Raw genomic sequence first — 26,966 nt, 5'->3', positions numbered from 1 at the left:
CCGTGGCGCCGGCGCCCGATGAGGAGCAGCAGTTTTGCGCGAGTTCAGCCTTCCGGCCCTGTACGAGGTCCCCACGGACGGCAACCTGACGGATCTCATCCGCCGCAATGCCGCTCAGCACCCAGATGTCGCCGTGATGGGCCGCAAGGTGGCCGGCGTCTGGACGGACGTCACGGCGACCCAGTTCCTCGCCGAGGTGCGCGCCGCCGCCAAGGGCCTGATCGCCCAGGGCGTACGCCCGGGTGACCGGGTCGGCCTGATCTCCCGCACCCGCTACGAGTGGGTGCAGCTCGACTTCGCGATCTGGAGCGCGGGCGCGGTGACGGTGCCGGTCTACGAGACCAGCTCCCCCGAGCAGGTCCAGTGGATCCTCGGCGACTCGGGCGCGGTCGCGGTGATCGTGGAGAGCGAGGCGCACGCGGCGGCCGTGGAGTCCGTACGCGAGAACCTGCCGGCGCTGCGGCACGTCTGGCGCCTGGACAAGGGCGCCGTCGAGGAGCTGAACGCCCTCGGCGCCGACGTCTCGGAGGCGGCCGTCGACGAGGCCACGTCCGCCGCCAAGGCGGACGACATCGCGACGATCGTCTACACCTCGGGCACCACGGGCCGCCCCAAGGGCTGTGTGCTGACGCACCGCAACTTCTTCGCCGAGTGCGGCAACGTCGTGGAGCGGCTCAAGCCGCTGTTCCGCACCGGAGAGTGCTCCGCGCTGCTGTTCCTCCCGGCCGCGCACGTCTTCGGGCGGCTCATCGAGGTCGGCTCCGTCCTGGCGCCGATCCGCCTGGGCTGCGTACCGGACATCAAGGAACTCACCGACGAGCTCGCCACCTTCAAGCCGACGCTGATCCTGGGCGTTCCGCGCGTCTTCGAGAAGGTCTACAACTCGGCGCGCGCCAAGGCGCAGGCGGAGGGCAAGGGCAAGATCTTCGACAAGGCCGCGCAGACGGCCATCGAGTACAGCCGCGCCACCTCCACCCCCGAGGGCCCGTCGCTGGGCCTGAAGCTGAAGCACTTCGTCTTCGACAAGCTCGTCTACAGCAAGCTCCGCACGGTCCTGGGCGGGCGCTGCCAGGCGGCCGTCTCGGGCGGCGCGCCGCTGGGCGAGCGGCTGGGCCACTTCTACCGGGGCATCGGGCTGACGGTCCTGGAGGGCTACGGCCTGACGGAGACGTGCGCGGCGACCGCGTTCAACCCGTACGACCGCCCCAAGATCGGCACGGTCGGGCAGCCGCTGCCGGGCTCGGTGGTCCGCATCGCCGACGACGGCGAGGTGCTCATCCACGGTGAGCACGTCTTCTCGGGCTACTGGCAGAACGAGTCGGCGACCGCCGAGGCGCTGGCCGACGGCTGGTTCCACACCGGCGACATCGGCACCCTGGACGAGGACGGCTACCTGGCCATCACGGGCCGCAAGAAGGAGATCCTGGTCACCGCGGGCGGCAAGAACGTCGCCCCCGCGGTGATCGAGGACCGCATCCGCGGCCACGCGCTGGTCGCGGAGTGCATGGTGGTCGGCGACGGCCGCCCGTTCGTGGGCGCGCTGGTCACCATCGACGAGGAGTTCCTGGGCCGCTGGGCCGCCGAGCACGGCAAGCCGGCCGGTTCGACGGCGGCGTCGCTGCGCGAGGACCCGGACCTGCTGGCCGAGGTGCAGCGGGCCGTGGACGACGGCAACGCGGCGGTCTCCAAGGCGGAATCGGTGCGGAAATTCCGCATTCTCACCTCCCAGTTCACGGAGGAGGCCGGGCACATCACGCCGTCGCTGAAGCTGAAGCGCAATGTCGTGGCCAAGGACTTCGCGGACGAGATCGAGGCGATCTACCGCGCGTAATCCTCCCCGATCACCCGGCTCATCGTCCTTTCGGCGAGAGCCGTGATCGTCACGAACGGATTGACACCGATGGAGCCCGGCACCAGGGCTCCATCGGTCACATACACACCAGGAGCCCCTCGCACCCGCCCGTAGTCATCGGTCGCCCTGCCCAGCACGCACCCTCCCAGCGGGTGGTACGTGAAGTCGTCGGCGAAGGTCTTGTTGCCGCCGAAGAGGTCGTACCGGTAAATGGTCGCGTTCCTGAGGTTGATGCGGTCGAACAGCTTCTTCGCCGACGCGACCGACGCCTGGCTCTGCTCCCGTCTCCACTCCAGCCGCGCCGAGTCCGTCACCGGGTCGTAGGCGAACGTCCCGCGCTCCGGGTTCCGGGTGATCGCCAGGTAGAGGCTCACCCAGTGCTCCAGCCCGGTCGGCAGCGGGGCGATCTCCGCGAACACCGCGTTCGCCGGGTCGTCGATGCCCAGCACCGGCATGGTCGACTGGTCGGCCCCGACGGTGTCCCAGACGTGGTTGGCCCGTCCCGTCATGACGTTGCCGTTGGGCCCCCAGCCCTCACCCACCTCGGTGCTCAGCCCCGGCAGGGCGCCCGTCTCGCGGGCGCGCAGCAGCAACTCGGTGGTCCCGAGGCTCCCGGCGCCCAGGAAGAGCCGCTCGCAGCCGAACTCCCGCGTCTCGACGACCTTCCCGCCCAGGTCGATCCGGTCGGCGGTCACCACGTACGTCCCGTCCGGCTCCCTCCGTACGGCTCTGGCCCGGTGGAGCGTCTCGATGGCGACGTTCCCCGTCCCCAGCGCGGCCGCCAGATACGTCCGGTCGAGGCTGCGCTTGCCGTGGTTGTTGCCGTAGATGACCTCGCCGGCGAGCGCCGACCTGGGTACGGCACCGGCCGCCTCGCGGGCCATGTACCCGAAGTCGTACACGCTCGGCACGAACGCGGTCCTCAGCCCGGCGTTGGCGGCGTGCTTCCGCGACACCCGGCTGAAGCGGTACCACTCGGTGGACTCGAACCAGGCGGGGTCGACGGTGTTGACGCCGAGCATGGCGCGGGCGCGCGGGAAGTACGTGTCGTACATCTCGCCCGCGTCGACGCCCGGGAACACTTCGGCGAAGTACCCCCGCTCGGGGGTGACGGCCATGCCGCCGTTGACGAGGGAGCCACCGCCCACCCCCCGTCCCACGTACACCGACATGTCGGCGTACCGCACCCGGTCGAGCACCCCCGGGTACGGGCTGATGTCCTTGTTGACGACGTCCAGCCACAGGAACGTGGCGAGCGGCGCCTCGGTGCGGGCGCGGAACCACATGGACCGGTGGTCGGGCGCGCCGGTGGAGCAGAAGACCCGCCCGTCGGAGCCGGCGTTCTTCCAGAGGGCGCCCATTTCGAGGACGGTGGTCCGGATGCCCGCCTCACCGAGGCGCAGTGCCGCGACGGCGCCTCCGTAACCGGATCCGATGACCAGGGCGGGGCTGTACGCCCCCTGCGCGGCCGTGGCCCGGCCGATCCGGGTGAGGCCGAGCGCGGCGGCGGTCTGGAGGGCGCCGAGGCCGAGGAGGTGACGGCGCGTCAGTTTCGGTGTCATGGGCGGAGCATGTGCGGAACTTGCCGTTCCGCCCATAGGCGGCGCGGGCCCAAATCGACGCGCGAGGTCACCGGGGCCTGGCCACCCCCACCCCGCGCCGTCAGAGCAGGAGCTTCAGGCGTTCCGCCAGCAGGTCCCAGCGCCACCGGTCCTCGACCCACTCCCGGCCCCGCTCGCCCATCCGCCGGCGTAGCTCGGGGTCTTCCAGGAGGGTCACGAGACGGTCGGCGGACTCGGCCGGGGAGTCGCCGCGCACGACCCAGCCCGTCTCGCCGTCGAGCACGGCGTCCGGCGCGCCGCCGGAGTCGCCCGCGACGACCGGGAGGCCGGTCGCCGAGGCCTCCAGGTACACGATGCCGAGTCCCTCGACGTCGAGGCCGCCGCGCCGGGTCCGGCAGGGCATGGCGAACACGTCACCGGCGCCGTAGTGGGCGGGGAGCTCCTCCCACGGCACCGCGCCCGTGAAGCGCACCGATTCCGCCACGCCCGTCTCGGCGGCGAGGCGGCGGAGGTCCTTCTCGTACGGCCCGCCGCCGACGATCAGCAGGACCGCGTCCGGCACCCGCGAGAGCACCGCGGGCATGGCCCTGATCAGCGTGTCCTGGCCCTTGCGCGGGACCAGCCGGGAGACGCACACCACCACCGGCCGCTCCGCCAGGCCCAGCCGCTCCCGGATCGCGTCCCCGCCCGACCCGGGGTGGAACGTCTTCTCGTCGACCCCCGGCGGGAGCTGGACCATCCGCCCGGCCGCCCCAGGCGTGAGCGCCGCCGCGATGCGTGAGCGCGTGTACTCGCCGAGGTACGTGATCGTGTCCGTGCCCTCGCCGATCCGCCGCAGCAGTTGCCGCGAGCCCGGCAACTGCGCCCACCCGGCCTCGTGGCCGTGGGTGGTCGCGACGATCCGCCGCGCGCCGGCCCGGCGCAGCGCGGGCGCCATGAGCCCCAGCGGGGCCGCTGCCCCGAACCACACCGACTCGCAGCCGTGCTCGCGCAGCAGTGCGACCGCCCGCGCGGTGACACGTGGTGTGGGCAACAGCATCGTCGTGCGGTCCCGGACAACCTTGAACGGCTGTTCGGCGTCGAACAGGGCGGTCGCCTCGGCGCCCTCCCGGCCGCGCTTCCACGTGGAGGCGTAGACGACGATCCGTTCCGGATCGAGTCTGAGCGCCATGTTGTGCAGAAACGCCTGAATCCCGCCGGGTCTGGGCGGAAAGTCGTTGGTTACGATCAAGGTCTTGTGCATCGCATGCCGACAGTACCGAACGGCGCCGCTCCACCGCTCAGCACAGTCCCGCCCGGCGAAGCCCGGCAACGAGACCGAAGAGGTATGCATGAAGGGCCCCAGCGGCACCCGGCTCCCGCTCACAGTCGTCGGCATATGGCTGCTGACCAGGACTCTCCTGCTGCTCTGCGTCTTCAAGGTGTTCGTCCTGCCCGGGCCTGACATCACCACCGACGTCTCGGTGATCTACCAGGGCTGGTACGACGTGCTGCGCACCGGCACGTACCCGCTCGACGACGTGACCTGGCAGTACCCGCCGGCCGCCGCGCTCGCCATCCTCTCCCCCGGCCTGCTGCCCTTCCTGGAGTACGCCTCCGCCTTCTTCCTCCTCGTCCTCGTGTGCGACGCGCTGGTCTTCGGCCTGCTGCTGTACGCGGCGCGGCGGCCCGGCAAGTGCCTGTCGGGCGCCTGGGTGTGGGTCGCGGGCGTGCCGCTGCTCGGCCCGACCGCGTACGCGCGCTACGACCTGATGGTCACCGCCGTGGCCGTCGCCGCGCTGCTGGCCGGGGTCCGTCACCCGCGCGTGCTGGGCGCGCTGGCCGGGTTCGGCGCTCTGCTGAAGGTCTGGCCGGTGCTGCTGCTGGCGGGCACCTGGCGCGGCCGCGTCACCCGCCGCTCGTGGACGGCCGCGGCGGTCACGGGGGCCGCGGTGCTGCTGGCCTGCGTGGCGGCGATGCCGGGGGCGCTGGCGTTCCTCACCTTCCAGCGGGACCGGGGCACGGAGGTGGAGTCGCTGGGCTCGCTCGTCTTCCACGTGGCGCGGAACTTCGGCTGGGAGGGGCAGGTGCTGCTGAACTACGGCTCGGTCGAGTTCCTCGGCCCGTACGTGCCGGTCGTCTCGAAGGCCGCGCTCGCGCTGACGGTGGCGGCGTTCGGCTGGCTGCTCGTGTGGCGGGTGCGGGCGCGCGAGTTCGGTACGACGACGCCGGCCGACGCGGCGTTCGCGGCCGTGCTGCTGTTCACCACCACGAGCCGGGTGATCAGCCCCCAGTACATGATCTGGCTGGTCGGGCTGGCGGCCGTGTGCCTGGTCTTCCGCGCCAGCCGGATGGCCCGTCCCGCCAAGATGGTGCTGATCGCGACGGGCGTGACGATGCTGGAGTTCCCGATCTGGTTCACCCACATCGTGCACAGCGACCTGTGGGGCCTGGTGCTCCTGGGCGTACGCAACGGGCTGCTCGTCGCCGCCACGATCGCCGCGTGCCGTGAGCTGTGGCGGCAGACGGTCACCGAGCCGCGTCTGCGCGAGCACGAGCGCGAGCACGCCTCGGTCCCGGCGCAGGCCACCGAGCCGGACCACCGGGGGGTCACCCCAACCGGTTCCGCAGGTAGCCCCGCCACTGCGCGGTGAAGGCCTCGGGGGTGGTCCCGAGCACCTCGGGCAGGGCCCGCTCCCACCCCCGGGCCCCCGCCGCCCGGTAGAAGGCCCGCAGCTTCGCCTCGCCCCACCGGCCGGCGATCAGCTCGCACGCCAGCCAGCCGCCCTCGTACGCGCGGGCCAGGGCCGCCGCGTCGGTGGCGAAGGAGAAGTCGCCGTCCGTCGGCAGGGCGGCCGGGGTGTCGCCCGCGCGGACGGCGTCCCGCAGCTCGGGCGCGGCCTGGGCGGGCGTGCGGGACGTGCCCCGGTAGGCCACCCAGTCGGCGAAGCCCTCCGAGAGCCACAGCCCCGTGGCCGCCGAGGTGTGCGCCCGGGTGGCGACGTGCGTGGTCTCGTGGGTGAGCACGAAGCCCTGCCCGAACTCGCCGAGCCTCGCGTACCCCTCCGGATTGACGATCACCCGGTCCGCCGGCCCGTCGGGCGCACCGCCCACCCGGCCGGTCGTGACCGCCGCGATGCCCCGGTACCCCGCCGCCGGCTCCCCCAGCAGCGCCCCCATGCGCTCCAGCGAGCCCGGCACCAGCACCACCACGCGCCGCGCCCAGAGCCCCTCCGGCCAGGCGGCCGACACGGCGGGCACCGCCCGGTCGGCGGCCGCCGCGACGGCCCGCAGCCGTGCCGCGTCCTGCCCGACGCCCAGGACCAGGCTGTGCCTGCCCCGTACGACGTCGATGTCGCCCTGCTCCCAGAGCTGTGGGGCGGCGCCCTTCGCGGGCCGGTCGGACGTCACCTGCCAGCGGCCGTCCCGCCGCGCGAGCTCCAGCGCCCGTTCGCCGGTCACCGTGCCGCTGTCGAACCCGGCGATGCGGTAGCGCAGCTCGGCCCGCGCGCTCGCCCGGTCGTCGCCGTGCCGCCGCACCTCCGTGACCCGGTAGGACCAGGCCCGCAGCGGCACGTCCGACAGCTCGGCGGCCCGCACCTCGGCGGCCCGCCGGTCCACCGCCGCCCGGACGCCGGCCGTGTCGGGCGCGGGCGCCGGCCGGGGTGCCGTGCACCCGATGAGCAGCAGCAGGCCGAGCACCGCCCCCGCCGCACGTCTCCGGTTCCGCATCCTCCGCATCGTACGGGGCACGGCCGGGCCGTCGTCAGACCCGGGTGACGGCCGAGACCGGCATCATGCCCACCGGGTCGTAGCGCACGGGCGCGCCCGGGTAGGGGGCGTGCACCACCTGGCCGTTGCCCATGTACATCCCGACGTGGCTGGCGTCGTCCCGGTAGGTCACCAGGTCGCCGGGGCGCGCCTCGGACAGCGGGACGTGCCGTCCGGCGTTGCGCTGGGCCTGCGAGGTGCGCGGGAGGCCGACGCCCGCCTGCGCGTAGGACCACTGCATCAGCCCGGAACAGTCGAAGCCGGAGGGGCCGTTGGCGCCCCACACGTACGGCTTGCCGACGGCCGAGCGGGCCGCGGCGACGGCGGCGGCCGCCCGGCCCGACACGGCCTCGCCGCCCAGCGGCGGCAGGTCGTCGCGGCCGGAGCGGGAGGCGCGGTCGAAGGCGTCGCGCTCGTCGGAGGGGAGGGAGTTGAGCAGCGCCCGTGCCTCGGCGAGCTTGCGCTCGACCGTGCGCTTGTGGAGCGCCACGGCGGCCCGGCCGCGTTCGAGTTCGGCGAGCATCCGGGTGGCCTCGGCGCGCTGCTGGGCCAGGCCCCGCTGGGCGCGCCGGAGTTCGGTGAGGGCGCCGGCCTGCCGCTCGCTGATGCGGTCGAGGGCGGCGGCCTTGTCGAGGTAGCCGTCGGGGTCCTTCGAGAGCAGCAGCGCCAGCGCGGGGTCCATGCCGCCGGACCGGTACTGGGCGCCCGCCACGAGGCCGAGCGCGCCGCGCATCCGGTTGATCCGCTCCTGGCCGCGCGCCACGCCGTCCTGTACCCGGCCCACCTGCTCGCGCAGCGCGTCCGTGCGCTCGTCCGCCTCGTTGAACGCCTCGGTGGCCTTCTCGGCCTCCTCGTAGAGCCGGTCCACCTTGGCCCGGGTGACCTCCACCGGGGTGCCGGGCTCCGCGCTCGCGGGGGCGGCGCCGAACGCGGCGGCGGTGGCCGCCGCGGCGGAGAGGACAGTGACCTTCGCGCTCCGGGAGAGCCCCGGCGAGGAGGATGACGAGGACCGGCGATGGGACGCCACGTACCGCGCTCCCTTCCGCTGCTGTGCAGTCTGTGCGGGCTGTTGCGCGCCAGACAGTAGCCGGGCGACCACGCACCGGCCAGCGACCGTACGGGCGTCGAACAACGGCGCCCCGCCCGAGACCACAAGGTCACCGGCGGGGCGGAGCGTCAGCTTGGAGGGCGGTAAACCACCCGATCGGGCGCGCGGTTCGGGCGCGTCAGACGTGCCGGGCGTACCGGAGGCGTCAGATGCGTACGCCGAACTGGAAGTCGCCGAGCCAGTCCATCGACTCGTAGCGGACGAAGGCGCCGGGCTTCGGGGCGTGCAGCACCGTGTTGTTGCCCGCGTACAGGCCCACGTGCGAGAGGCCGTTGAAGAAGACGAGGTCGCCGGGCTTGAGCTGGCTGCGGCCGATCTTCACACCGTCGTTCTGCTGGGTGTAGGTGGTGCGGGTGAGGCTCACACCGGCCTGGCGGTACGCCCACTGGGTCAGGCCCGAACAGTCGTAGGCGTTGGGGCCCTCGGCACCGGAGATGTACGGCTTGCCGACCTGGGTGTCGGCGGCGGCGAGGGCGGCGGCGCCGCGCTGCGAGGCGGGCACCTCGTTGCCGAGGTCGACGCGGTCGCCGGCCTCGCGGCTGGCGCGCTGCTCCTCCTCCTGCATCTTCGCCCGCTCTTCGGCGGTCAGGGTGTTGAGCAGTTTCTGCGCCTCGGCGAGCTTGCCCTGGTAGGACTTCTTCTTCTCGGCGAGGGTCTTGCGCACGTCTTCGAGGCCGGCGAGCTTCGCGGTCGCCTCGGCCCGCTGCTGGGCCAGGGTGCGCTGTTTGGCCTGGATGGTCTCCAGGGCCTGGGCCTGCTTGGCGCTGATGGCGTCGACGGCCGACGCCTTGTCGAGGTAGCTGTCCGGGTCGGAGGAGAGCAGGAGCTGGAGCGCGGGGTCCATGCCGCCGGAGCGGTACTGGGCGGTGGCGACCGAACCGAGGCCGTCACGCAGCTCGTTGAGCTCCTGCTGGCCGCGCGCGACCTTGTCCTGGAGGGCGTCGACCTCCTTCTGGAGCTTGCCGCGCTGCTCGTCGGCGAGGTTGTACTGCTCGGTGGCTTCCTCGGCCTCGTGGTGGAGCTTGTCGACCTTGGCCTTGACCTCGCTCTTGCTCGGCTTGGGATCTGCCTGAGCGGCCTGGGAGGACAGGGCGACGGCAGCGGCGGCGGTCGCGGTGAGCACGGTCACGCGGGCGCGGCTCGGCTGCTTGGGACGACGGTGGGACGCCACGGAGGCGAGCTCCTTCTTCCTCATGCTGCCGCCTGCCGGGCATGGGGTCGGGGCCCCGGCTCCGCACATCGTGTCCGGCTCCCCCGCGAAACAGGCCGAACTGCACGGATTTAGGCGGTTCCTCCGCTGTCACTCCCGATGAGTGATCACCTGCGCGGAGGTTCGAGGCCAGACCCTAGTGACCATCTTGTGATCAGTTCAAATCCTCATGCGAAAAATCTCGCTCAGGGGCCACATTCTTTACACACAGCCCACGGTGCGTCATGGGCACTTGACGGTACGTTTCCCGAAATCGGGCATTGCGCCTATGAGTTATAAGCGTCACGAGACACGCGAAAGGCGCTTCAGCAGCAAGGCGGACGCGACGGGCCTCGCGCCCGACTTCGCGACGCCGTCGGCGACTTCCCGGTCGGTGGAGACCACCACGACCGGCCGGCCCGGCGGCTCGGCCCGGACGAGCTGGCGGATCAGCTCGTCCGCCGTCACACCCGGCTTGGAGAACAGCACCCGCACCCCGCGCGGCGGCGCGAGCAGCACCGGAGCGGCCAGCTCGGCGCCGTCGAAGACACAGGTGACCTCGGCGCCCGTGCGGGCGGCCAGCGCCGAGAGCCCGCCGAGCAGCCGCAGCCGCTGCTTCTCCAGCGGCATGGTCGGATAGCCGGTCTTGGTGACGTTGTAGCCGTCCACCACCAGGTGGGCCTGCGGCAGCGCCAGCAGTTGGTCCAGCAGCGCCGGGTCGGTCTCCGACAGGGCGCGGGCCGCGATGTCCTTGGGCGACATCCGGCCCGGCTCCACCGCGTCGACGGTGTCCGCCGGGTGGACCGAGACGGGCGGCAGGGCCAGCTCGCGGCGCAGCCCCTGGGCCGACTCCAGAACGGTGTCCAGCAGCAGCCGCAGCCGCATGTCCTCCACCGAACGGCCCTCGCGGGCGGCCCGCCGGCTGGCCTCCAGCGCGGCCTCCGCCTCGCCGAGGCGCGCCTTGAGGCGGCGCGTCTCGCTCTCCGCGGCGGAGACCTGGGCGGCCGCCTCGGCGCGTACCCCGTCGATGTCGGCCAGACTGCGGCGCAGGGCGGCCTCGCCGCGCTTGACGTCGCTCTGGGCGCTGCGCAGCTTGCGCTGAAGCGATTCGGCTTCCTTGCGCGCCGCGTCCAGCTCCGTGCGCAGCCGCTCCGTCTCCGCCTTCGTCTGGGCGCGGGCCTCGGCCAGCTCGGCGCGGAGCCGCTCCAGCTCCCGCCGGCCGGCCTCGTCGGCGCGCTCGGCGTCGGCCCGCTGGGCCTCCTCGCCGGCGGCGGCGACCAGCTTGACCCAGCCGGCGGGGCGCAGCACATAGGCGGCCGCGGCCACGTCCACCGGGTCGGCGGCGGCCGGGGGCGAGCCGGCCTCGACGGCGCCGGCCAGCTCCGGCTGCCCCTCCTTGAGCCGCTCGCCGATCCGCTGCCGGAACAGCGGGTCGGCCTCCAGCGCGGCCGCCATCGCGTTGCCCGCGAACTTGGCCCGGCGGGACGGGGTGAACCGGGCGTACTGACGCAACTGCGCGGGCAGTTCCGTGACCGTCAGCCCGCCGAAGGCGTCCGAGACGAGCGCGACGACGCGGCGCCGCACTCCCTCGGGCAGCGGGCGGTCGAGCGCCTCGGCGGCGCCACCGGCCGCACCGGCCGGCTCAGCGCCGCTGGCGGGCTGCTCCACGATTCGTCACCCCACTACCCGTCCGTCTCGGCCCCGGGCCGCTCCCGCTCCTCAGGAAGCCGCGCCCGGCCTGTCCACCAGCTCGATCTGGTCCACCGCGTTGCACCAACGGCAGCGGACCGACTCGATGGTCTCACTGACCACCTCGCGCTCCTCCACCGTGGGCTCGCCCGCGAGGTCCAGATGGACGTACTCCACGACCTTCGACGACCGCGTGACGTCGAAGCGCGTCAGATTGCCGCAGAGCGTGCAGCGCCAGCGGGTCGTCGCGGTCGGCAGGGGAACCGTCGTCATCGTTCCGTCCTCTTCCATGGTGCCGGGTGCGTCAGCCGCGGTGCGCCGTCGAACTGCGGGTGTACTGCCCGTAACCCTACGGCCTCGCGGGTACCCCTGTGGCGCGGCGAGGCACCCTGTCCCGCTCCCTCCGTTTACGTCATGATCTGTCCATGATCGCTTGGCGCGGACCGACCGTGACGTACGCCGTGATCGGCGCCTGCTTCCTGATCTTCCTGGTGAGCCCGGTGTCCGGGCTGAACCCCTCGTACGGCACCGGCGACGCGCTCCTGGCCGCCCAGAGCACGTACTTCCACCGCTGGGGCATCGTCCCCACCGAGCTGCTGAGCGGCGCCCCGCGCGCGCTGCTCACCCCGCTGACCGCCCTGTTCGTCAGCGGCAGTTGGCTGCACCTGCTCGGCAACATGCTCTTCCTGTACGTGTTCGGCGCGATGGCCGAGGAGCGGATGGGCCACCTGGAGTTCGGCCTCTTCTACGTGGGCTCGGGCTGCCTCGCCCTCTTCGCGTACGCGGTGGCGCACGCGCAATCGGACCAGACCCTGGTGGGCGCGTCGGGGGCGATCTCGGGGGTGCTCGGCGCGTTCCTCTACCTCTTCCCGAGGGCCCGGGTGACCAGCCTCTTCCCGTTCCTCTTCTTCCTGCCGCTGCGCTTCCCGGCGTGGATCGTGCTGCTCTTCTGGTTCGTCCTGCAATGGCTCGCCGCCCGCGACGCCGGCACCGGCCCGGGCGTGGCGTACCTGGCGCACGTGGTGGGGTTCTGCCTGGGCTTCCTGTACGCGTGGGGGCGGTTCCGGGGTGGGGCTAGAGTGAAGGCCCACCCAGCGGCCACCGAGGGAGAAGGACAGCCGTGATCACCGCGATCGTGCTCATCAAGACCAGCGTGGACCGCATCCCGGAGATCGCCGAGTCGATCGCCGCGCTGGAGAACGTCAGCGAGGTCTTCTCGGTCACGGGTACGTACGACCTGATCGCCATGGTCCGCGTGGCCAAGCACGACGACCTGGCCGACGTCATCCCCGGCCGGATCAGCAAGATCCCGGGCGTCGAGGCCACCGACACGCACGTGGCGTTCCGCACGTACTCCCAGCATGACCTGGAGGCCGCGTTCGCGATCGGCCTCGACGCGTAACGCCCCCCGGCCAGGGCACCCCCGCTGCCCGGCGCGCGTCACCCGGACGGATGACGTCCCGGGTCCGTCGGGGGCGCCCGGGCGCGGACGGCTGCCGCTGGGGCCGCTCCGGTGATCGCGCCCCGCTTCGGGGACGAGCCCCGTCAGGAACCCGTGCGGTTTATGAAGGAGCCTTCATCCGGCGCTCATTCACGCGTGGCCGGGCCGCGCCCAGGATGGGGGCATGGCCTTCACCCATCGCATGGTGACGCTCGCCGCGGTCGTCGCCATCCCGCTCGGCATCGCCGCGACCAGCTACACGCTGACCGACACGCCCGAGGCGCCGAAGGTGCCGCCCGAGGTGGAGCTGGGCACCTCGCCCCGGCCCACCGGGGCTCCGGAGCCGAGCCGGACGCCGGGGCCCGGCAGGACGGCGAGTGCGACGCCCACCGGCGTTCCCGTACCGAGCACGACGCGGCCCCCCGCGCCGAAGGAGACCCCGCCCGCCCGGACCCTGCCGACCGACACCGTGGTGCCGGGGCCGCCGGCCACCGCGGGGGACGACGACGATGACGACCTGGGTGACGACATCGGTGACGAGAACTGACCGCCGCGTCTCCGCCCGGGTGCGGATCCTGCTCTGGCTGCTGCTGGTGATGGGCGTGGCGCTGGTCGCCGTCGCCATGACGACCCGGTCCATCCTGCTGCGCGACGTCGACCACCGGATCAGCCAGCTCCTCACCCAGGAGACCCGCGAGTTCGCCAACTTCGTCGACCAGGGCGTGGACCCCGACACCGGCGCCGAGTTCACCGAGCCGCGCCGCCTGCTGGAGGTGTTCCTCCAGCGCCAGTACTCCGACCCCGACGAGGAGCTGCTCGGCCTGACCCGGGGGGCGGGGGGCGTCCCGGCCGTGCTGCGCCAGCCCCGGGACACCAGCGGCGACGCCCTGCACCACGACCGGGACGCGCTCGCCCGGATCTTCGACTCCCCCGACCGCTCCGGCACCCTGCGCCGCCCGCAGGGCGAGGTGCGGTGGGCCAAGGTGCCCATCCAGCCGGCGGGGCACGCCGCACCCGGCGCGTTCGTCGTCGCTTTCCACGCCGACAACGAGCAGGCCATCGCCGCCGAGGCGTTCCGCACCCAGCTCGCCATCTCGGGTGTGGCGCTGCTGATGACGACCGGCATCGGCTGGGCCGTCGCGGGCCGCATCCTCGCCCCCGTGCGCCTGGTCCGCCGGGCCGCCGCGCAGCTCACCGAGCAGGACCTGACCCGCCGCATCCCCGTGCAGGGCCGCGACGACATCGCGCTGCTCGCCGAGACGTTCAACGCCATGCTGGACCGGCTGGAGGCGGCGTTCGCGGCGCAGCGCCAGTTCGTCGACGACGCCGGACACGAGCTGCGCACGCCCATCACGATCGTGCGCGGGCACCTGGAGCTGATGGGCGACGACCCGGCCGAGCAGGCGGAGACGATCCGGCTGGTCACCGACGAGCTGGACCGGATGAGCCGGATCGTGGAGGACCTGCTTCTCCTCGCCAAGGCCGAGCGCCCCGACTTCGTCACGCCGGAGCCGGTGCAGCTCGGCGAGCTGACCGCCGACGTGTTCGTGAAGGCGCGGGCGCTGGGCGAGCGCGAGTGGGTGCTGGAAGGGGTCGCCGACCGGGAGGCCGAGCTGGACCCGCAGCGCATCACCCAGGCGATGGTGCAGCTCGCGCAGAACGCCGTCCAGCACACCGTGCCGGGGCAGCGGATAGGGATCGGCTCGCGCGAGGCCGAGGGCCGCATCGAGCTGTACGTCGCCGACACCGGGCCCGGTGTGCGGGCCGAGGACGCCGCCGTGATCTTCGAGCGGTTCCGGCGGGGCACGGCCCGGCGCGGCACCCGCGCGGGCGGCGGCGCGGGGCTTGGGCTGTCCATCGTGAAGGCCATCGCCGAGGGCCACCGGGGCCGGGTGGAGCTGCGCCGTACCGAGGGCGGCGGGGCCACCTTCGTACTCGTACTGGAGGAGGACGAGTGAACCGCATTCTGATCGCCGAGGACGAGGAGCGGATCGCCTCCTTCGTCGAGAAGGGGCTGCGCGCCAACGCGTTCACCACCACCGTCGCCGCCGACGGCGACACCGCTCTCGACTACGCCGTCACCGGCGGGTTCGACCTGATGGTGCTGGACATCGGGCTGCCCGGCCGGGACGGCTTCACCGTGCTGCGGGAGCTGCGCGAGGCCCGCGTCACGCTGCCGGTCATCGTGCTGACCGCACGGGATTCGGTACGGGACACGGTGGCCGGCCTGGAGGGCGGGGCGGACGACTGGATGACCAAGCCGTTCCGGTTCGAGGAGCTGCTGGCACGGGTACGGCTCCGGCTGCGCACCGCCGCCCGGGCGCCGGAGGTGACGGTGCTGCGCAGCGGCGACCTCGGCCTGGACCTGCGCACCCGCCGGGCCCGCGCCGGTGACCGCACCGTGGACCTGACGGCCCGTGAGTTCGTGCTGCTGGAACTGTTCCTGCGCCATCCCGGCCAGGTGCTGTCACGGGAGCAGATCCTGTCCCACGTCTGGGGGTACGACTTCGACCCCGGCTCGAACATCGTGGACGTGTACGTCCGGAACCTGCGCAAGAAGCTGGGCGCGCAACGGCTGGAGACGGTGCGCGGCATGGGGTACCGCCTGCCGTAGCGGGCTGCCGAAGATGAACTTTCCTTAACAAAGGGCTCATTGAGGACTCACGGCGCGTATCCAGACTGATCACCGTGACCCACTCCCTCAGCCGGGCGGCCTGGCTGGGCGGCGCGCTCGGTGTGTGCGCGCTGCTGGCCCTGCCGAACCGGTTCCCCGGACTCGGCGGCGACGCGCGCCTGACGCTGGCCGTCTTCGTGCTCGCCACCGTCGCCTGGATCGCCACCGCCGTCGACAACACGTACATCGCGCTGGGCGCGGGCCTGGCGCTCACCGCGACGGGGGTGATCAGCAGCGAGACCCTCTTCGCCACGCTGGGCGACGAGACGATCTGGCTGCTGATCTGCGCGTTCGTGCTGGCGGCTGCGGTCACCCGGACGGGGCTCGCCGGGCGGGCGGCCGCGTTCCTGGTGAGCGGCGCCCGCACGGTGCGCCAGCTCGTCCACCTGACGACCGCCGCGCTGGTCGTGACGTCGTTCGCCGTCCCGGCGACCTCGGGGCGGGCCGCGCTGGCCCTGCCCGTGTTCCTGGCACTGGCCGAGGTCCTGGCGGAGCGCAAGCGGCTGGTGGTGATGCTGGCGCTGCTGTTCCCGACGGTGGTGCTGCTGTCGGCGGTCGCCACGCTGATCGGCGCCGGGGCGCATCTGATCACCGTCAATGTGCTGTGGGAGCAGACCGGGCAGCGGCTGGGGTTCGTCCAGTGGCTGCTGCTGGGGCTGCCGCTGGCGATCGTGTCGTCCCACCTGGCGGCCGAGGCGGTGCTGCTGACGACCACTTCGCGGGCCGACCGGACCGAACCGGTGCGCATCACCCCGTCCGACATCGAGGCGCACTCCCCCACGCCCGTCACGGGCCCGCTGTCCACCGCCGAGGCGCGCTGCGCGCTGCTGCTCGCCACGGTGGTGCTGCTGTGGTGCAGCGAACCGCTGCACCGGGTGTCCCCGGCGGTGGTCGCGCTGATCGGCGCGGTGGTGGCGGCGTCACCGGCGCTGGGGACGGTACGGCTCAAGGACGGGCTGACGACCGTGCCCTGGCCGCTGCTGCTGTTCATGGCGGCGACGATGGCGATGGGCGTGGCGCTCGCCGATTCGGGCGCGGCGAAGTGGCTGGTGTCCGGGATGCCGGTGCACGCGCCGCCGTGGCTGTTCCTCACCGTCGTGGTGGTCGTCAGCACGGCGGCGCACCTGGTGCTCCAGTCCCGCTCGGCCCGCTCCTCCGTGCTCGTCCCGCTGGTGGTCGTGGCGGCGACCGCGGCGGGGGTCAACCCGGTGGCCGCCGCGCTCGCCTCGACGGCGGCGGCCGGGTTCTGCCACACGCTGCCCGCCTCCGCGAAGCCGGTGGCGCTGTTCTCCGACCTCCCCGACGGCGTGCCCACCTACACCCCGCGTGACCTGCTGCGGCTGTCGGCGGTGCTCGCCCCGCTCACGGCGGGCCTGGTCCTGCTGTTCGCCCTGACCGTCTGGCCGCTGCTCGGCGTGCCCGTCCTCCTGGAGACCCAGCCGTGAACGTTCCGTACCGCATCGCCGTGGCGCCCAGCGGCTTCAAGGAGTCCCTGTCGGCCCGGCAGGCCGCCGAGGCCATCGCCGAGGGGGTGGCACGGGTCCTGCCGGACGCCGAGCTGGACCTGATCCCGCTGGTCGACGGCGGGGAGGGCACGGCGGAGGCGCTGGCCGCCGCGACCGGCGGGCGGCTCGTCCCGTACCCCGCCACCGGCCCGCTGGGCGACCCGGTCGACAGCCACTTCGCGCTCCTCGGGGACGGCTCGGCGGTGGTGGAGATGGCCGCCGTCGCGGGGCTGGCCCTGGTGCCGCCGGGCCGCCGCGACCCGGGCGCCACCACGACGTACGGGGTCGGCGAGCTGATCCGGGCCGCCCTGGACGCGGGCGCCCGGCGGATCCTGGTCGGCTGCGGCGACTCGGGCACGTCGGACGGGGGCGCGGGCGCGCTCCAGGCGCTGGGCGTGCGGCTGCTGGACGCGGGCGGTGACGAACTGCCGTACGGCGGGGCGTCGTTGTCCCGGCTCGCGGGCATCGACGCGGGCGGGCTCGATCCGAGGCTGGCGGGCGCCGAGCTGCTGGTGGCGTGCAACCCGTACAACGTGCTGTGCGGCGAGCGGGGCGTGGCCCGGGTCTTCGGCCCCCAGAAGGGCGCGACCCCGGCGCAGTGCGAGGAGCTGTCGGCGGCGCTGGAGCACTGGTCGGCCCTGCTGACGGCGGCCTTCGCCCCGGAGGTGGACCTGCGCCGCGCGCCCGGCACGGGCGCGTCGGGCGGGCTGGGCGCCGGGCTCGCGGCGGTGGGCGCCCACCTGCTCCCGCGCTTCGAGGTGCTCCTCGACGGGCTGGACCTGGGCGCCCGGCTGGGCCACGCCGACCTGGTGATCACCGGCGAGGGCACCCTGGACGCCCAGACCGTGCGCGGCAAGGTACCCGGCGAGGTGGCGCGCCGGGCGCGGGAGGCGGGCGTCCCGGTGCTCGCGCTCGCCGGCACGCTGGGCGAGGGCGCCCGGGAGGCGGGGCTGGACGCCTACGAGTCGATCGCGCCCGGCCCCCTACCGCTGCCCAACGCCCTGGACCGCGCGGCCGAACTGCTCGCGGACGCCGCCGAGCGGGCGCTGCGCACGGTCCTCGTGGGCACCCGGATGGTCAGCCGCGGTCGGGCACACAGCGCCCGTCCTCCGTACGGTAGTTCCACTTCGCCCCGTCCCGTACGAGCTCCTTCACGGCCCGAACGAACCGGTCGACGTGCTCGTCCGGCGTCCCCGCCCCGAAGCTGACGCGGATGGCGTTGAGCGACTTCTCGCCCGGCGCCGCCTCGGGCGCGCCGCACTCGCCGACCTCCTGGGGGTCGCTGCCGAGCAGGGTGCGCACCAGCGGATGGGCGCAGAACAGCCCGTCGCGGACGCCGATCCCGTACTCGGCGGAGAGCGCCGCCGCGAAGTGGGAGCTGTTCCAGCCCTCGACGACGAACGAGATGACGCCGACCCGCGGGGCCTCGTCGCCGAACAGCGACAGCACCTTCACCTCGGGCACCTCGGCGAGCCCCTCGCGGACCTTGCCGATCAGGTACTGCTCGCGGGCGACGAGGTTGTCGAACCCGGCCTCGGTGAGCGCCTTGCAGGCGGAGGCGATGGCGTACACGCCGATGACGTTGGGCGACCCGGCCTCGTGGCGGGCGGCGGTGGTGTGCCATTCGACGTCCACCCCACCATCGGCGCGCCGGGCGACCTTCCGGGACGCGCCGCCGCCGGCCAGGTACGGCTCGGCCTCCCGCAGCCAGTCGGCGCGCCCGGCGAGGACGCCGGAGCCGAACGGGGCGTACAGCTTGTGCCCGGAGAACGCGACCCAGTCCACGTCCAGGTCGCGCACCGAGACCGGGTGGTGGGGCGCGAGCTGCGCGGCGTCCAGGACGATGCGGGCGCCGTGGGCGTGGGCGGCGGCGGCCAGTTCGCGCACGGGCCACAGCTCGCCGGTCACGTTGGACGCGCCGGTGACGCAGACCAGGGCGGGCCCGTAGGGGTCGCGGTCGGCGAGCGCCCGCTCCAGCGTCTCGACGGCCTGGCCCGGGGTGCGGGGCGCGTTGAGGTAGGTGACCCGCGCGTCCCTCCAGGGCAGCAGCGAGGCGTGGTGCTCGGTCTCGAACACGAAGACCTGGCAGTCGGCGGGCAGCGCGGCGGCCAGCAGGTTGAGCGAGTCGGTCGTCGAGCGGGTGAAGACGACCTGGTCGCCCTCGCGGCAGTCCAGGAACTCCGCGACGGCGACGCGGCTGTTCTCGAACAGGTCGGTCGACAACTGCGACAGGTACCCGGCGCCCCGGTGCACGCTGCCGTAGTAGGGCGCGTAGGCGGCCACGTCGTCCCACACCCGCTGGAGGGCGGGCGCGCTGGCGGCGTAGTCGAGGGCGGCGTACGTGACCTCACCACCGGTGACGAGCGGCACGGTGACATCCCGGCCCAGCACGGGCAGCGGGGAACAGACGGACTGGTCGGCGGCGACGGTGGTGACAGACATGGTGAACTCCCGTACGAGGCAGGCGAATCCGTGCGTCAACGCGTCGGAAAGGCAGCACGACGCGGCGCAGCGGGAAAGGTGAAAAGGGGGTACCGAAGAGGGGCGATACGCCCTATCGCATTCGCTTGCTCACGAGACTGCTCCCTTGAGGACCAGGACCCCAGGGTGTGCAGGGGTCCGCGCTTGCCGCAGACCTCGCTGCCTGCGGCCTGGTCTTCACCCGGGGCACCCCGCCACGGACGGAGGGTTGCCGGACAGCGGGCCGGGGCCGTAGTCGCTGTCACTCATGACCTTGAAAGGCATCTTGCCATACGTCTCGACATGCGCAAGGCGCAGTCCGGCATCCGGACTGCGCCCCGCGTCACACTCAGCGGTGGCTCGCCGCCACCCACCGTTCCAGCGCCGCCCGCGCCGCGCCGGAGTCGATCGACTCGGCCGCCTTGGCGATGCCCGCCCGGATCTGCTCGGCCAGCGGCGCGTCCGACGGCTCCAGGGCGACCAGGGCCGCCGCCGCGTTCAGCAGCACCGCGTCCCGTACGGGCCCGGTCTCGCCGGCCAGCAGCCGGCGCGCCACGTCCGCGTTGTACGAGGCGTCCGCGCCGCGCAGCGCCTCCACCGGCACCAGGTCGATGCCCACGTCCCTGGGGTCGAACGTCTCCTCGCGCACCGCGCCGTCCCGGACGACCCACACCTTCGAGGTGGCCGTGGTGGTCAGCTCGTCCAGCCCGTCGTCGCCCCGGAACACCAGCGCGGAGGAGCCGCGCTCGGCGAGGACGCCGGCCATGATGGGGGCCATCCGGGCGTCGGCGACGCCGGTCGCCTGGGCCTTCACCCGCGCCGGGTTGGTGAGCGGCCCGAGGAAGTTGAACGTGGTGCGGATGCCCAGCTCCTTGCGGGCCGCCGCCACGTGACGCAGCGCCGGGTGGAACTTCACCGCGAAGCAGAAGGTGATGCCGGCCTCCTCGGCGACCTCCGCCACCCGCCGGGGCGACAGGTCCAGGTTGACGCCGAGCTTCTCCAGCACGTCGGAGGAGCCGGAGGCGGAGGACGCGGCACGGTTGCCGTGCTTGACGACCTTGGCGCCGGTTCCGGCGACGACGATCGCCGACATGGTGGAGATGTTGACGGTCTTGGCGCCGTCGCCGCCCGTGCCGACGAGGTCGACGGACGGGCCGGGCACGTCGATGACGTTGGCGTGCTCGTACATGGTGCGTACGAGGCCCGTGATCTCCTCGACCGTCTCGCCCTTGGCGCGCAGCGCGACCGCGAAGCCGGCGATCTGGGCGTCGGTGGCCTCGCCGCGCATGATGCGGTCCATCGCCCACGCCGTGTCGTCGGCGCTCTGGTCGCGCCCTTCCAGCAGGCCGTTCAGCACCTCGGGCCAGGAACGACCCGCCGTGCTCGTACCTCCAGCGGGGTTCACAGCGCTCATGGTCGCTCCTGGTGTCCGTGCGTACAGAGATGAGCACAGCCTATCGAGCCGCCGGGCACGGCAAAGAGCCCCGTCCAGCGGCTGGACGGGGCTCGATGCGGTGTGGCGACTCTCAGGTCAGGTGATCAGTGGTGGCCGTGGCCGCTGCTGATCTCCTTGTACTCCTCGACGGTGGCCTTGGGGATCTGGTTCCCCTCGCCGAAGTAGCCCTTGCTGAGCTTGGCGCGGAGCCGCTGCGTGCGCGACGGCTTGCGCTCCACGCCGTTCTCGTCGACCGTCGGGCCGATCTCGGCGGGCGTGTACTGCTCGTGCGCGGTGAGCGAGTGGAGCTGGGCCTGGCTGAGCGGCTCGTGGATCTCGACGAACTCTCCGTGCGGCAGGCGCTTGATGATGCCGGACTCACGCCCGTGCAGCACCTTGTCGCGGTCGCGCCGCTGGAGACCCAGGCAGATCCGCTTGGTGATGATGAACGCGATGACCGGGCCGAGGAAGAAGAAGATCCGGACGAACCAGGTGATCGAGTTGATCGACATGTGGAAGTGGGTGGCGAAGATGTCGTTGCCACCACCGATCAGCATGATCATGTAGCCGGTGACCCAGGCGACACCGAGCGCGGTCCGGGTCGGCGCGTTGCGCGGCCGGTCCAGCAGGTGGTGTTCGCGCTTGTCGCCGGTGATCCACGACTCGATGAACGGGTAGACCGCGATCGCCACGAGCATCACGCCGAAGAGGACCAGCGGGATGAACACGCCCAGGACCAGGGTGTGGCCCCAGAGGTTGATCTCCCAGCCCGGCATGACACGGATCAGACCCTCGGCGAAGCCCATGTACCAGTCGGGCTGGGCGCCGGTGGACACCTGGTCCGGGCGGTAGGGGCCCATGGCCCAGATCGGGTTGATCGTGAACAGCGCGGCGATCATCGCGATGACACCGAAGACCAGGAAGAAGAAGCCTCCGGCCTTGGCCATGTACACCGGCAGCAGCGGCATGCCGACGACGTTCTTGTTCGTCCGGCCGGGGCCGGGGAACTGCGTGTGCTTGTGGTAGAAGACCAGGATCAGGTGCGCCACCACGAGGCCGAGCATGATGCCCGGCAGCAGCAGGATGTGGATCGAGTAGAACCGGGCCACCATGTCGTGGCCGGGGAACTCGCCGCCGAACAGGAACATCGAGATGTACGTGCCGACGATCGGCATGGACAGGATCGCGCCCTGGGTGAAGCGGACACCGGTGCCGGAGAGCAGGTCGTCCGGGAGCGAGTAACCGGTGAAGCCGGTGAACATGCCCAGGACGAACAGCAGGAAGCCGAACAGCCAGTTGATCTCACGCGGCTTGCGGAACGCGCCGGTGAAGAAGACGCGCATCATGTGCACGAACATGCCCGCGAGGAAGATCAGCGCGGCCCAGTGGTGGATCTGCCGGATGAGCAGACCACCGCGGACGTCGAAGCTGATGTCCAGGGTCGAGGCGTACGCCTCGGTCATGCGGATGCCCTGCATCGGCACGTACGAGCCGTGGTACTCGATCTCGTTCATGCTCGGGTGGAAGAACAGCGTCAGATACACACCCGTGAGGATGATGATCAGGAAGCTGTAGAGGCAGATCTCACCCAGCATGAAGGACCAGTGGTCCGGGAAGATCTTGCGCATGTTGGCCTTGGCGAGGCCGTAGATCCCCAGCCGGCCGTCGGCCCAGTCGGCGACCCGCTCGCCGGCGGGCGCCTTGCGCTTGGCGTCGCTTGCGGTCGTGGTGCTCATCCGCGCTCCCAGAATGCAGGGCCGACGGGCTCGGAGAAGTCACCGAGCGCTTCGAGGAAGCCCTCGTCGTTCACGCCGATCCGGAGCTGCGGGAGCGGGTGACCGGCCGGGCCGAAGATGACGCGGGCGCCGTCGGAGAGGTCGAAGGTGGACTGGTGGCACGGGCAGAGGACGTGGTGCGTCTGCTGCTCGTACAGGGAGATCGGGCAGCCCACGTGGGTGCAGATCTTGGAGAAGGCGACGATGCCCTCGTGCGACCACTCCAGCTCGCGCCGGTCCTTGATGTCCTCCGGCTGGATCCGGACGATCATCAAGGCATCCTTGGCGATCTTGGTGTTGAACTCGTGGTCGCTCTCCTCCAGGCCCTCGGGCTTGGCGAAGGTCAGCGAGCCGACCTGGACGTCCTCGGGACGCAGCGGCTCGTTGGTGTTCATGTTGATGAGCTGCTTGCCCTTGGCCCACGACGTGTGGAACAGCTTCTTCTCGGGCAGCGGGCCCAGCTCGCGCAGCAGCACCAGGCCGGAGAGCGGCACCATGGCCAGCGCGCCGAGCATGGTGTTGCGGATCAGCGGGCGGCGGCCGATCGCGGACTCCCGCGCACCGTCCGCGAAGTCCGCCATGACCTTGGCCTTGACCTCGGGCGTCGCCTCGATGGCGTGCCGGTCGTCGGCCATCTCCTCGTCGGACATCAGGGTGCGGGCCCAGTGGACCGCGCCCGCGCCGATGCAGAAGAGGGCGAGGCCCAGGGTCAGACCCAGCGACAGGTTGGTCGCGCTGACGTGACCCAGCGGCCAGACATAGACGATCTTGTCGACCGGGAAGATCACGAAGGAGGCGATGAAGCCGATCGTGGCCAGCATCGACAGGGTGAACAGCAGGGCGACCGTGCGCTCGGAGCGCTTGGCGGCCCGCTCGTCGATGTCCTGGATGCGCGGCTTGTGGGGCGGCAGCCCCGGGTCGGCGAACGGGTTCTCCGCGACCGCCGTGCCGTGCGTGGTGTCCTGCGCGTTCGGCAGGCTCTCTGCTTCTGAAATCTCTTGGCTACTCATGACTTCTTGGCCTTAGCGGTGTGGGCCGCGACCCAGACGGCGACAGCGATCAGGGAACCCAGACCGAAGATCCATCCGAACAGGCCCTCGCTGACCGGGCCCAGCCCGCCCAGTGCGAAGCCGCCGGGGGTCGGCGTCTCGTCACCGTTCACGCTGTTGATGTACGCGATGATGTCCTTCTTCTCCTTCTCCGGCATCGTGGTGTCGGGGAAGGACGGCATGTTCTGCGGGCCGGTCTGCATGGCCTCGTAGATGTGCTTGTTGCTCACACCGTCGAGGCTGGGGGCGAACTTGCCGTGCGTCAGGGCACCGCCCTCGCCGGTGAAGTTGTGGCACTGGGCGCAGTTGGTGCGGAACAGGTCGCCACCCCGGGCGATGTCCGCGCCTTCCGGGCTGTACTGCTTCTCGGTCGGCGTGATCGGACCGGCGCCGAGGGACGCGACGTACGCGGCGAGCTGGTCGATCTCGGCCTGCGAGTAGATGTTCTTCTTCTTCGGCACCTGGGCGCCGGGCTGCTGCGCCGGCATGCGGCCGGTGCCGACCTGGAAGTCCACGGCTGCGGAGCCGACGCCGACCAGGCTCGGGCCGTCAGTGGTTCCCTGACCGCCGGTTCCGTGGCAGCTGGCGCAGCCGACGGTGTAGAGCTTCTTGCCCTCCTCGATGGCGAGGGACTGGGCGGTTTCGTCTGCCTGCGCCTTGCCCGCGGGCGCGAACGCGGCGTACAGCCCCCCAGTGGCCGCCAGCGCGAGGAGTAGGACGACGACCGCCGCCAGCGGATGGCGTCGTCGTGCGGAGAGCTTTTTCACGGATTACCCCGGTGTCAGGATCTTCTGCGTCGATGCTTGCTGGATGTGTCGGGTGTACCTGGTCCGGTACGGGCCCGATTACTTGATCATGTAGATCGTGGCGAAGAGGCCGATCCAGACGACATCGACGAAGTGCCAGTAGTAGGACACGACGATGGCGGCGGTTGCCTGCTCGTGAGTGAATCTCCGGGCCGCGTACGTACGGCCGAGGACCAGCAGGAAGGCGATGAGACCGCCCGTCACGTGCAGGCCGTGGAAGCCGGTCGTCAGGTAGAACACGGAGCCGTACGGGTCGGACGAGAGCGAGAGGCCCTCGTGCTTGACCAGCTCGGTGTACTCGAAGACCTGGCCTCCGATGAAGATCGCACCCATCACGAACGTGATGATGAACCACGCCCGGAGCTTCTTCACATCGCCCCGCTCGGCGGCGAACACGCCGAGCTGGCAGGTGAGCGAGGAGAGCACCAGGATCGTGGTGTTGGTCGCCGAGAACGGGAAGTTCAGCAGGTCGGCTTTCTCTGACCAGAACTCGGCACCCGTCACCGATCGCAGGGTGAAGTACATCGCGAAGAGGGCCGCGAAGAACATCAGCTCGGAACTCAGCCAGATGATGGTTCCGACGCTGGTGAGGTTCGGCCGATTGACCGACGGGTGCGCGTGCCCGGTTTCTACTGTCGTTGCTGTCGCCACGACCGACATTATGTCGGTCGCTTATCCCGCCCTCACTCCGGGGGGTGCCGTTCGGTGTGTTGGTGCGCTCTGTCCAGCCCGAACGGCCCATCGCGGCGGGCATCGAAGGGATGTCCGAACCGGTGTTGGGGGCCGTTGGACAGGAGTAGCATCCGGCGCATCGGTACCAGCCTTCCTGCCCATGCCGCCGACGTACTCGGAGGAACAATGCAGTCGAGCGCCACCGTCCTGGTCTACAGCGACGACGCCAACACCCGCGCGCAGGTGCGGCTGGCGGCCGGGCGCAGGCCCGCGGCCGACGTTCCGCCGGTCGAGTACATCGAGTGCGCGACGCTCCCGGCCGTGCTGGACCAGCTCGACAAGGGCGGCGTCGACGTCTGCGTCCTGGACGGCGAGGCGGTGCCGGCGGGCGGCATGGGGGTGTGCCGGCAGATCAAGGACGAGGTGTTCCGCTGCCCGCCCGTGCTGCTGCTCATCGGCCGCCCCCAGGACGCCTGGCTGGCCACCTGGAGCCGCGCGGACGCCGCGGTGACCCTCCCGGTCGACCCGGTCGAGCTGGCGGACTCCCTGGCGGCCCTGCTGCGCAGCCGCCTGTCCGTGGAGGCGTGAGCCGCCTCAGAGGCCCGGGCTGAGGCGTACGTGCTCGGTGCGGGGGGCGTCGGCCTTGGCGGCGCTGCCCGTCTGCCACTTGTCCCAGGGCAGGTTCCAGTCGCCGAAGCCGTTGCCGAAGTGGTCCATCTCCTTGCCCGCGCTGTTGATGACGGTGACGATGTCGCCGGGGCGGACGTTCTCGTAGAACCAGGCGGCGTTGCTGGTGGACATGCCGGTGCAGCCGTGGCTGACGTTGGCGTACCCCTGTGAGCCGACGGACCAGGGGGCGGCGTGGACGTACTCGCCGCTCCAGGTGACCCGGGTGGCGTAGTAGACGGGCAGGTCGTACGACTCGCTGCTGCCCGCCGCGATGCCGACGGTGGTGCTGCGCATCCGGACGAAGTACTCCTTGCCGAGCACCACTTTGATGCCGTTACGGGTGGAGAAGCCCGGTTTCCCGGTGGTCACCGGAATGGTGTTGATCACCTTTCCGTTGCGCTTGACCGTCATGTGGTGGGTGGCCGCGTCGGTGATGGCCTCGACGCGGTCGCCGATGGTGAGGTTCAGGGACTTGGCGGAACCGCCGTAGAGGTGGCCCGCGACCTTCACCCCGGCGAGATTCCCCGTCACGGTGACGGACGCGCCGACGGGCCAGAACTCCTTCGGGCGATAGTGCAGCTTCTTGTCGTCGACCCAGTACCAGGAGCCCGTGACCGCGGGCCTGGAACGCACCTTGAGGGAGCGTTCGACGGCGGCCCTGCCCTCCTTGGTGGTGACCGGGGCGCTGAGCTCCGCCGTGATGGGCTGCCCGACGCCGTACTTGCCCGCCTCCGGGCCGAATTTCACGTTCAGGAGCCTTTTGGCGGCCGCGGTCTCGAAGGTCAGCGTACGGGCGCCGGGAGCGCCCTTGCGGTCCTCCGTGGCGACCCTGACGGTGTAGCGGGTGCCGGCCACCAGGGGGGCCGTGGAGCGCCAGCGGCTGCCGTCGGCGGACAGCTCGCCCGCGAGGTAGTGCCCGGCCGTGTCGACGGCCGTGACGTCCGTGATGCGGCCGTCCTTGCCCGTGGCGGTGACTTCCAGGGGCTTGTCGAGGGCCGCCTTGGCGGTGCCGGACGGGGCGTTGAACGCGACCTGGCGGGCCGCGTCGTACGGCTTCGCGGAGAGGGGGTGGCCGTCCGGGCCACCGCACGCGGTCGCGCTCGCACCGGTGACGGCGACCAGCAAGGTGCAGCTTATGGCGGTGCGCATGCGGGGCGTGTTGCTCATAAGCACACCGTAGGAAGGTATGGCCACAGCGGCACGCGGGATGACTCCAAACGAGGGGCCCGGGGGAAGCCACCCCGAGGGGGTTGGGGACCTTTTTGCGCCCGGACCCCAACCACCCCGTTTTTTTTTTTCTTTCCTCGTCCTCTCTCACCCCCCCCCCCAC

Annotated in this window: 23 protein-coding genes, 1 pseudogene and 1 riboswitch; of the genes and pseudogenes, 10 read left to right on the top strand and 14 right to left on the bottom strand. The window is 71.9% G+C overall.

What is annotated here, in order from left to right; translation table 11 throughout:
- The first annotated feature begins 34 nt into the window (after positions 1-34).
- Positions 35-1,831, top strand: a complete 1,797-nt coding sequence (locus ACZ46W_RS13305; protein WP_468335944.1) for an AMP-dependent synthetase/ligase — start codon at positions 35-37, stop codon at positions 1,829-1,831.
- Here ACZ46W_RS13305 and ACZ46W_RS13300 read toward each other — a convergent pair.
- Together ACZ46W_RS13300 and ACZ46W_RS13295 are read right to left on the bottom strand one after the other, a co-directional pair.
- Positions 1,819-3,414 (bottom strand): GMC oxidoreductase, encoded by a 1,596-nt coding sequence (locus tag ACZ46W_RS13300; protein WP_468335941.1) that lies wholly within the window; start codon positions 3,412-3,414, stop codon positions 1,819-1,821. The genes ACZ46W_RS13305 and ACZ46W_RS13300 overlap by 13 nt on opposite strands.
- Positions 3,415-3,514: 100 nt before the next feature.
- Positions 3,515-4,657 (bottom strand): glycosyltransferase family 4 protein, encoded by a 1,143-nt coding sequence (locus ACZ46W_RS13295; RefSeq protein WP_468335938.1) that lies wholly within the window; start codon positions 4,655-4,657, stop codon positions 3,515-3,517.
- Between the two features lie 88 nt (positions 4,658-4,745).
- On the opposite strand from ACZ46W_RS13295, the gene ACZ46W_RS13290 reads away from it, so the two are divergent.
- Positions 4,746-6,047, top strand: a complete 1,302-nt coding sequence (locus ACZ46W_RS13290) for a glycosyltransferase 87 family protein (RefSeq protein ID WP_468335935.1) — start codon at positions 4,746-4,748, stop codon at positions 6,045-6,047.
- Here the strand turns inward: ACZ46W_RS13290 and ACZ46W_RS13285 are convergent.
- The 5 genes from ACZ46W_RS13285 to ACZ46W_RS13265 form a co-directional block, all read right to left on the bottom strand.
- Positions 6,004-7,134 carry a hypothetical protein gene (locus tag ACZ46W_RS13285; RefSeq protein ID WP_468336991.1) on the bottom strand — a complete coding sequence of 377 codons (1,131 nt, stop codon included), beginning with the start codon at positions 7,132-7,134 and terminating at the stop codon, positions 6,004-6,006. The two genes, ACZ46W_RS13290 and ACZ46W_RS13285, sit on opposite strands and share 44 nt — an antisense overlap.
- 25 nt (positions 7,135-7,159) lie before the next feature.
- Complete coding sequence (locus tag ACZ46W_RS13280) at positions 7,160-8,191, bottom strand: C40 family peptidase (protein WP_468335932.1); 1,032 nt, start codon at positions 8,189-8,191, stop codon at positions 7,160-7,162.
- Between the two features lie 226 nt (positions 8,192-8,417).
- A complete protein-coding gene (locus ACZ46W_RS13275) occupies positions 8,418-9,443 on the bottom strand; it encodes a C40 family peptidase (protein ID WP_468336988.1) in 1,026 nt (341 codons plus the stop codon).
- A 321-nt stretch (positions 9,444-9,764) separates the two neighbouring features.
- Entirely contained in the window at positions 9,765-11,129 is a 1,365-nt protein-coding gene (locus tag ACZ46W_RS13270; protein WP_468335929.1) for an NYN domain-containing protein, read from the bottom strand.
- 51 nt (positions 11,130-11,180) lie between these two features.
- The gene (locus ACZ46W_RS13265) at positions 11,181-11,423 is read right to left on the bottom strand and encodes a hypothetical protein (RefSeq protein WP_126882978.1); all 243 of its coding nucleotides are present in this window, start codon (positions 11,421-11,423) and stop codon (positions 11,181-11,183) included.
- 152 nt (positions 11,424-11,575) lie between these two features.
- Between ACZ46W_RS13265 and ACZ46W_RS13260 the strand changes: the two genes are divergently transcribed.
- The 7 genes and pseudogenes from ACZ46W_RS13260 to ACZ46W_RS13230 all read left to right on the top strand — a co-directional run.
- Positions 11,576-12,274, top strand: a complete 699-nt coding sequence (locus tag ACZ46W_RS13260) for a rhomboid family intramembrane serine protease (protein ID WP_468335925.1) — start codon at positions 11,576-11,578, stop codon at positions 12,272-12,274.
- A complete protein-coding gene (locus ACZ46W_RS13255) occupies positions 12,271-12,552 on the top strand; it encodes an Lrp/AsnC family transcriptional regulator (RefSeq protein ID WP_267241175.1) in 282 nt (93 codons plus the stop codon). The genes ACZ46W_RS13260 and ACZ46W_RS13255 overlap by 4 nt, the downstream gene beginning before the upstream one ends.
- Before the next feature lie 223 nt (positions 12,553-12,775).
- The gene (locus ACZ46W_RS13250; RefSeq protein ID WP_468335922.1) at positions 12,776-13,138 is read left to right on the top strand and encodes a small hydrophilic protein; all 363 of its coding nucleotides are present in this window, start codon (positions 12,776-12,778) and stop codon (positions 13,136-13,138) included.
- Complete coding sequence (locus tag ACZ46W_RS13245; RefSeq protein WP_468335919.1) at positions 13,101-14,549, top strand: sensor histidine kinase; 1,449 nt, start codon at positions 13,101-13,103, stop codon at positions 14,547-14,549. The genes ACZ46W_RS13250 and ACZ46W_RS13245 overlap by 38 nt, the downstream gene beginning before the upstream one ends.
- Entirely contained in the window at positions 14,546-15,205 is a 660-nt protein-coding gene (locus ACZ46W_RS13240) for a response regulator transcription factor (protein WP_366129160.1), read from the top strand. The genes ACZ46W_RS13245 and ACZ46W_RS13240 overlap by 4 nt, the downstream gene beginning before the upstream one ends.
- A 74-nt stretch (positions 15,206-15,279) precedes the next feature.
- Entirely contained in the window at positions 15,280-16,710 is a 1,431-nt protein-coding gene (locus ACZ46W_RS13235) for an SLC13 family permease (RefSeq protein WP_468335915.1), read from the top strand.
- Positions 16,665-17,887: pseudogene (locus tag ACZ46W_RS13230) on the top strand (glycerate kinase family protein); the annotation flags it as partial. The gene ACZ46W_RS13235 and the pseudogene ACZ46W_RS13230, both read left to right, overlap by 46 nt.
- On the opposite strand, the gene ACZ46W_RS13225 reads toward ACZ46W_RS13230, so the two are convergent.
- The 6 genes from ACZ46W_RS13225 to ctaE all read right to left on the bottom strand — a co-directional run bounded on the left by ACZ46W_RS13225 (position 17,848) and on the right by ctaE (position 24,955).
- Entirely contained in the window at positions 17,848-19,212 is a 1,365-nt protein-coding gene (locus tag ACZ46W_RS13225) for an aminotransferase class V-fold PLP-dependent enzyme (RefSeq protein WP_468335912.1), read from the bottom strand. The pseudogene ACZ46W_RS13230 and the gene ACZ46W_RS13225 overlap by 40 nt on opposite strands.
- A 174-nt stretch (positions 19,213-19,386) precedes the next feature.
- A riboswitch (SAM riboswitch) is annotated at positions 19,387-19,504 on the bottom strand.
- A gap of 75 nt (positions 19,505-19,579) precedes the next feature.
- A complete protein-coding gene (trpD, locus tag ACZ46W_RS13220; RefSeq protein ID WP_468335909.1) occupies positions 19,580-20,644 on the bottom strand; it encodes an anthranilate phosphoribosyltransferase in 1,065 nt (354 codons plus the stop codon).
- A gap of 125 nt (positions 20,645-20,769) precedes the next feature.
- Positions 20,770-22,401 (bottom strand): cytochrome bc1 complex cytochrome b subunit, encoded by a 1,632-nt coding sequence (gene qcrB / locus ACZ46W_RS13215; protein ID WP_468335906.1) that lies wholly within the window; start codon positions 22,399-22,401, stop codon positions 20,770-20,772.
- Positions 22,398-23,450 (bottom strand): cytochrome bc1 complex Rieske iron-sulfur subunit, encoded by a 1,053-nt coding sequence (gene qcrA, locus ACZ46W_RS13210; RefSeq protein ID WP_468335903.1) that lies wholly within the window; start codon positions 23,448-23,450, stop codon positions 22,398-22,400. The genes qcrB and qcrA overlap by 4 nt, the downstream gene beginning before the upstream one ends.
- Positions 23,447-24,256, bottom strand: coding sequence for a cytochrome bc1 complex diheme cytochrome c subunit (gene qcrC, locus ACZ46W_RS13205; RefSeq protein ID WP_468335900.1), 810 nt, complete (start codon positions 24,254-24,256; stop codon positions 23,447-23,449). Before qcrC ends, qcrA begins: the two co-directional genes overlap by 4 nt.
- 78 nt (positions 24,257-24,334) lie before the next feature.
- Complete coding sequence (ctaE, locus tag ACZ46W_RS13200; RefSeq protein WP_073752150.1) at positions 24,335-24,955, bottom strand: aa3-type cytochrome oxidase subunit III; 621 nt, start codon at positions 24,953-24,955, stop codon at positions 24,335-24,337.
- A gap of 198 nt (positions 24,956-25,153) precedes the next feature.
- Here ctaE and ACZ46W_RS13195 point away from each other — a divergent pair, with 198 nt between their 5' ends.
- Entirely contained in the window at positions 25,154-25,555 is a 402-nt protein-coding gene (locus ACZ46W_RS13195) for a hypothetical protein (RefSeq protein WP_468335897.1), read from the top strand.
- Between the two features lie 6 nt (positions 25,556-25,561).
- On the opposite strand, the gene ACZ46W_RS13190 is transcribed toward ACZ46W_RS13195, so the two are convergent.
- Positions 25,562-26,803, bottom strand: a complete 1,242-nt coding sequence (locus ACZ46W_RS13190; protein WP_468335894.1) for a L,D-transpeptidase — start codon at positions 26,801-26,803, stop codon at positions 25,562-25,564.
- Positions 26,804-26,966 lie beyond the last annotated feature (163 nt).

Source organism: Streptomyces sp. NPDC031064 (assembly GCF_055570965.1).
Note: the sequence above shows the minus strand (reverse complement) of the source record. Positions and strands in the feature narration are given on the sequence as shown.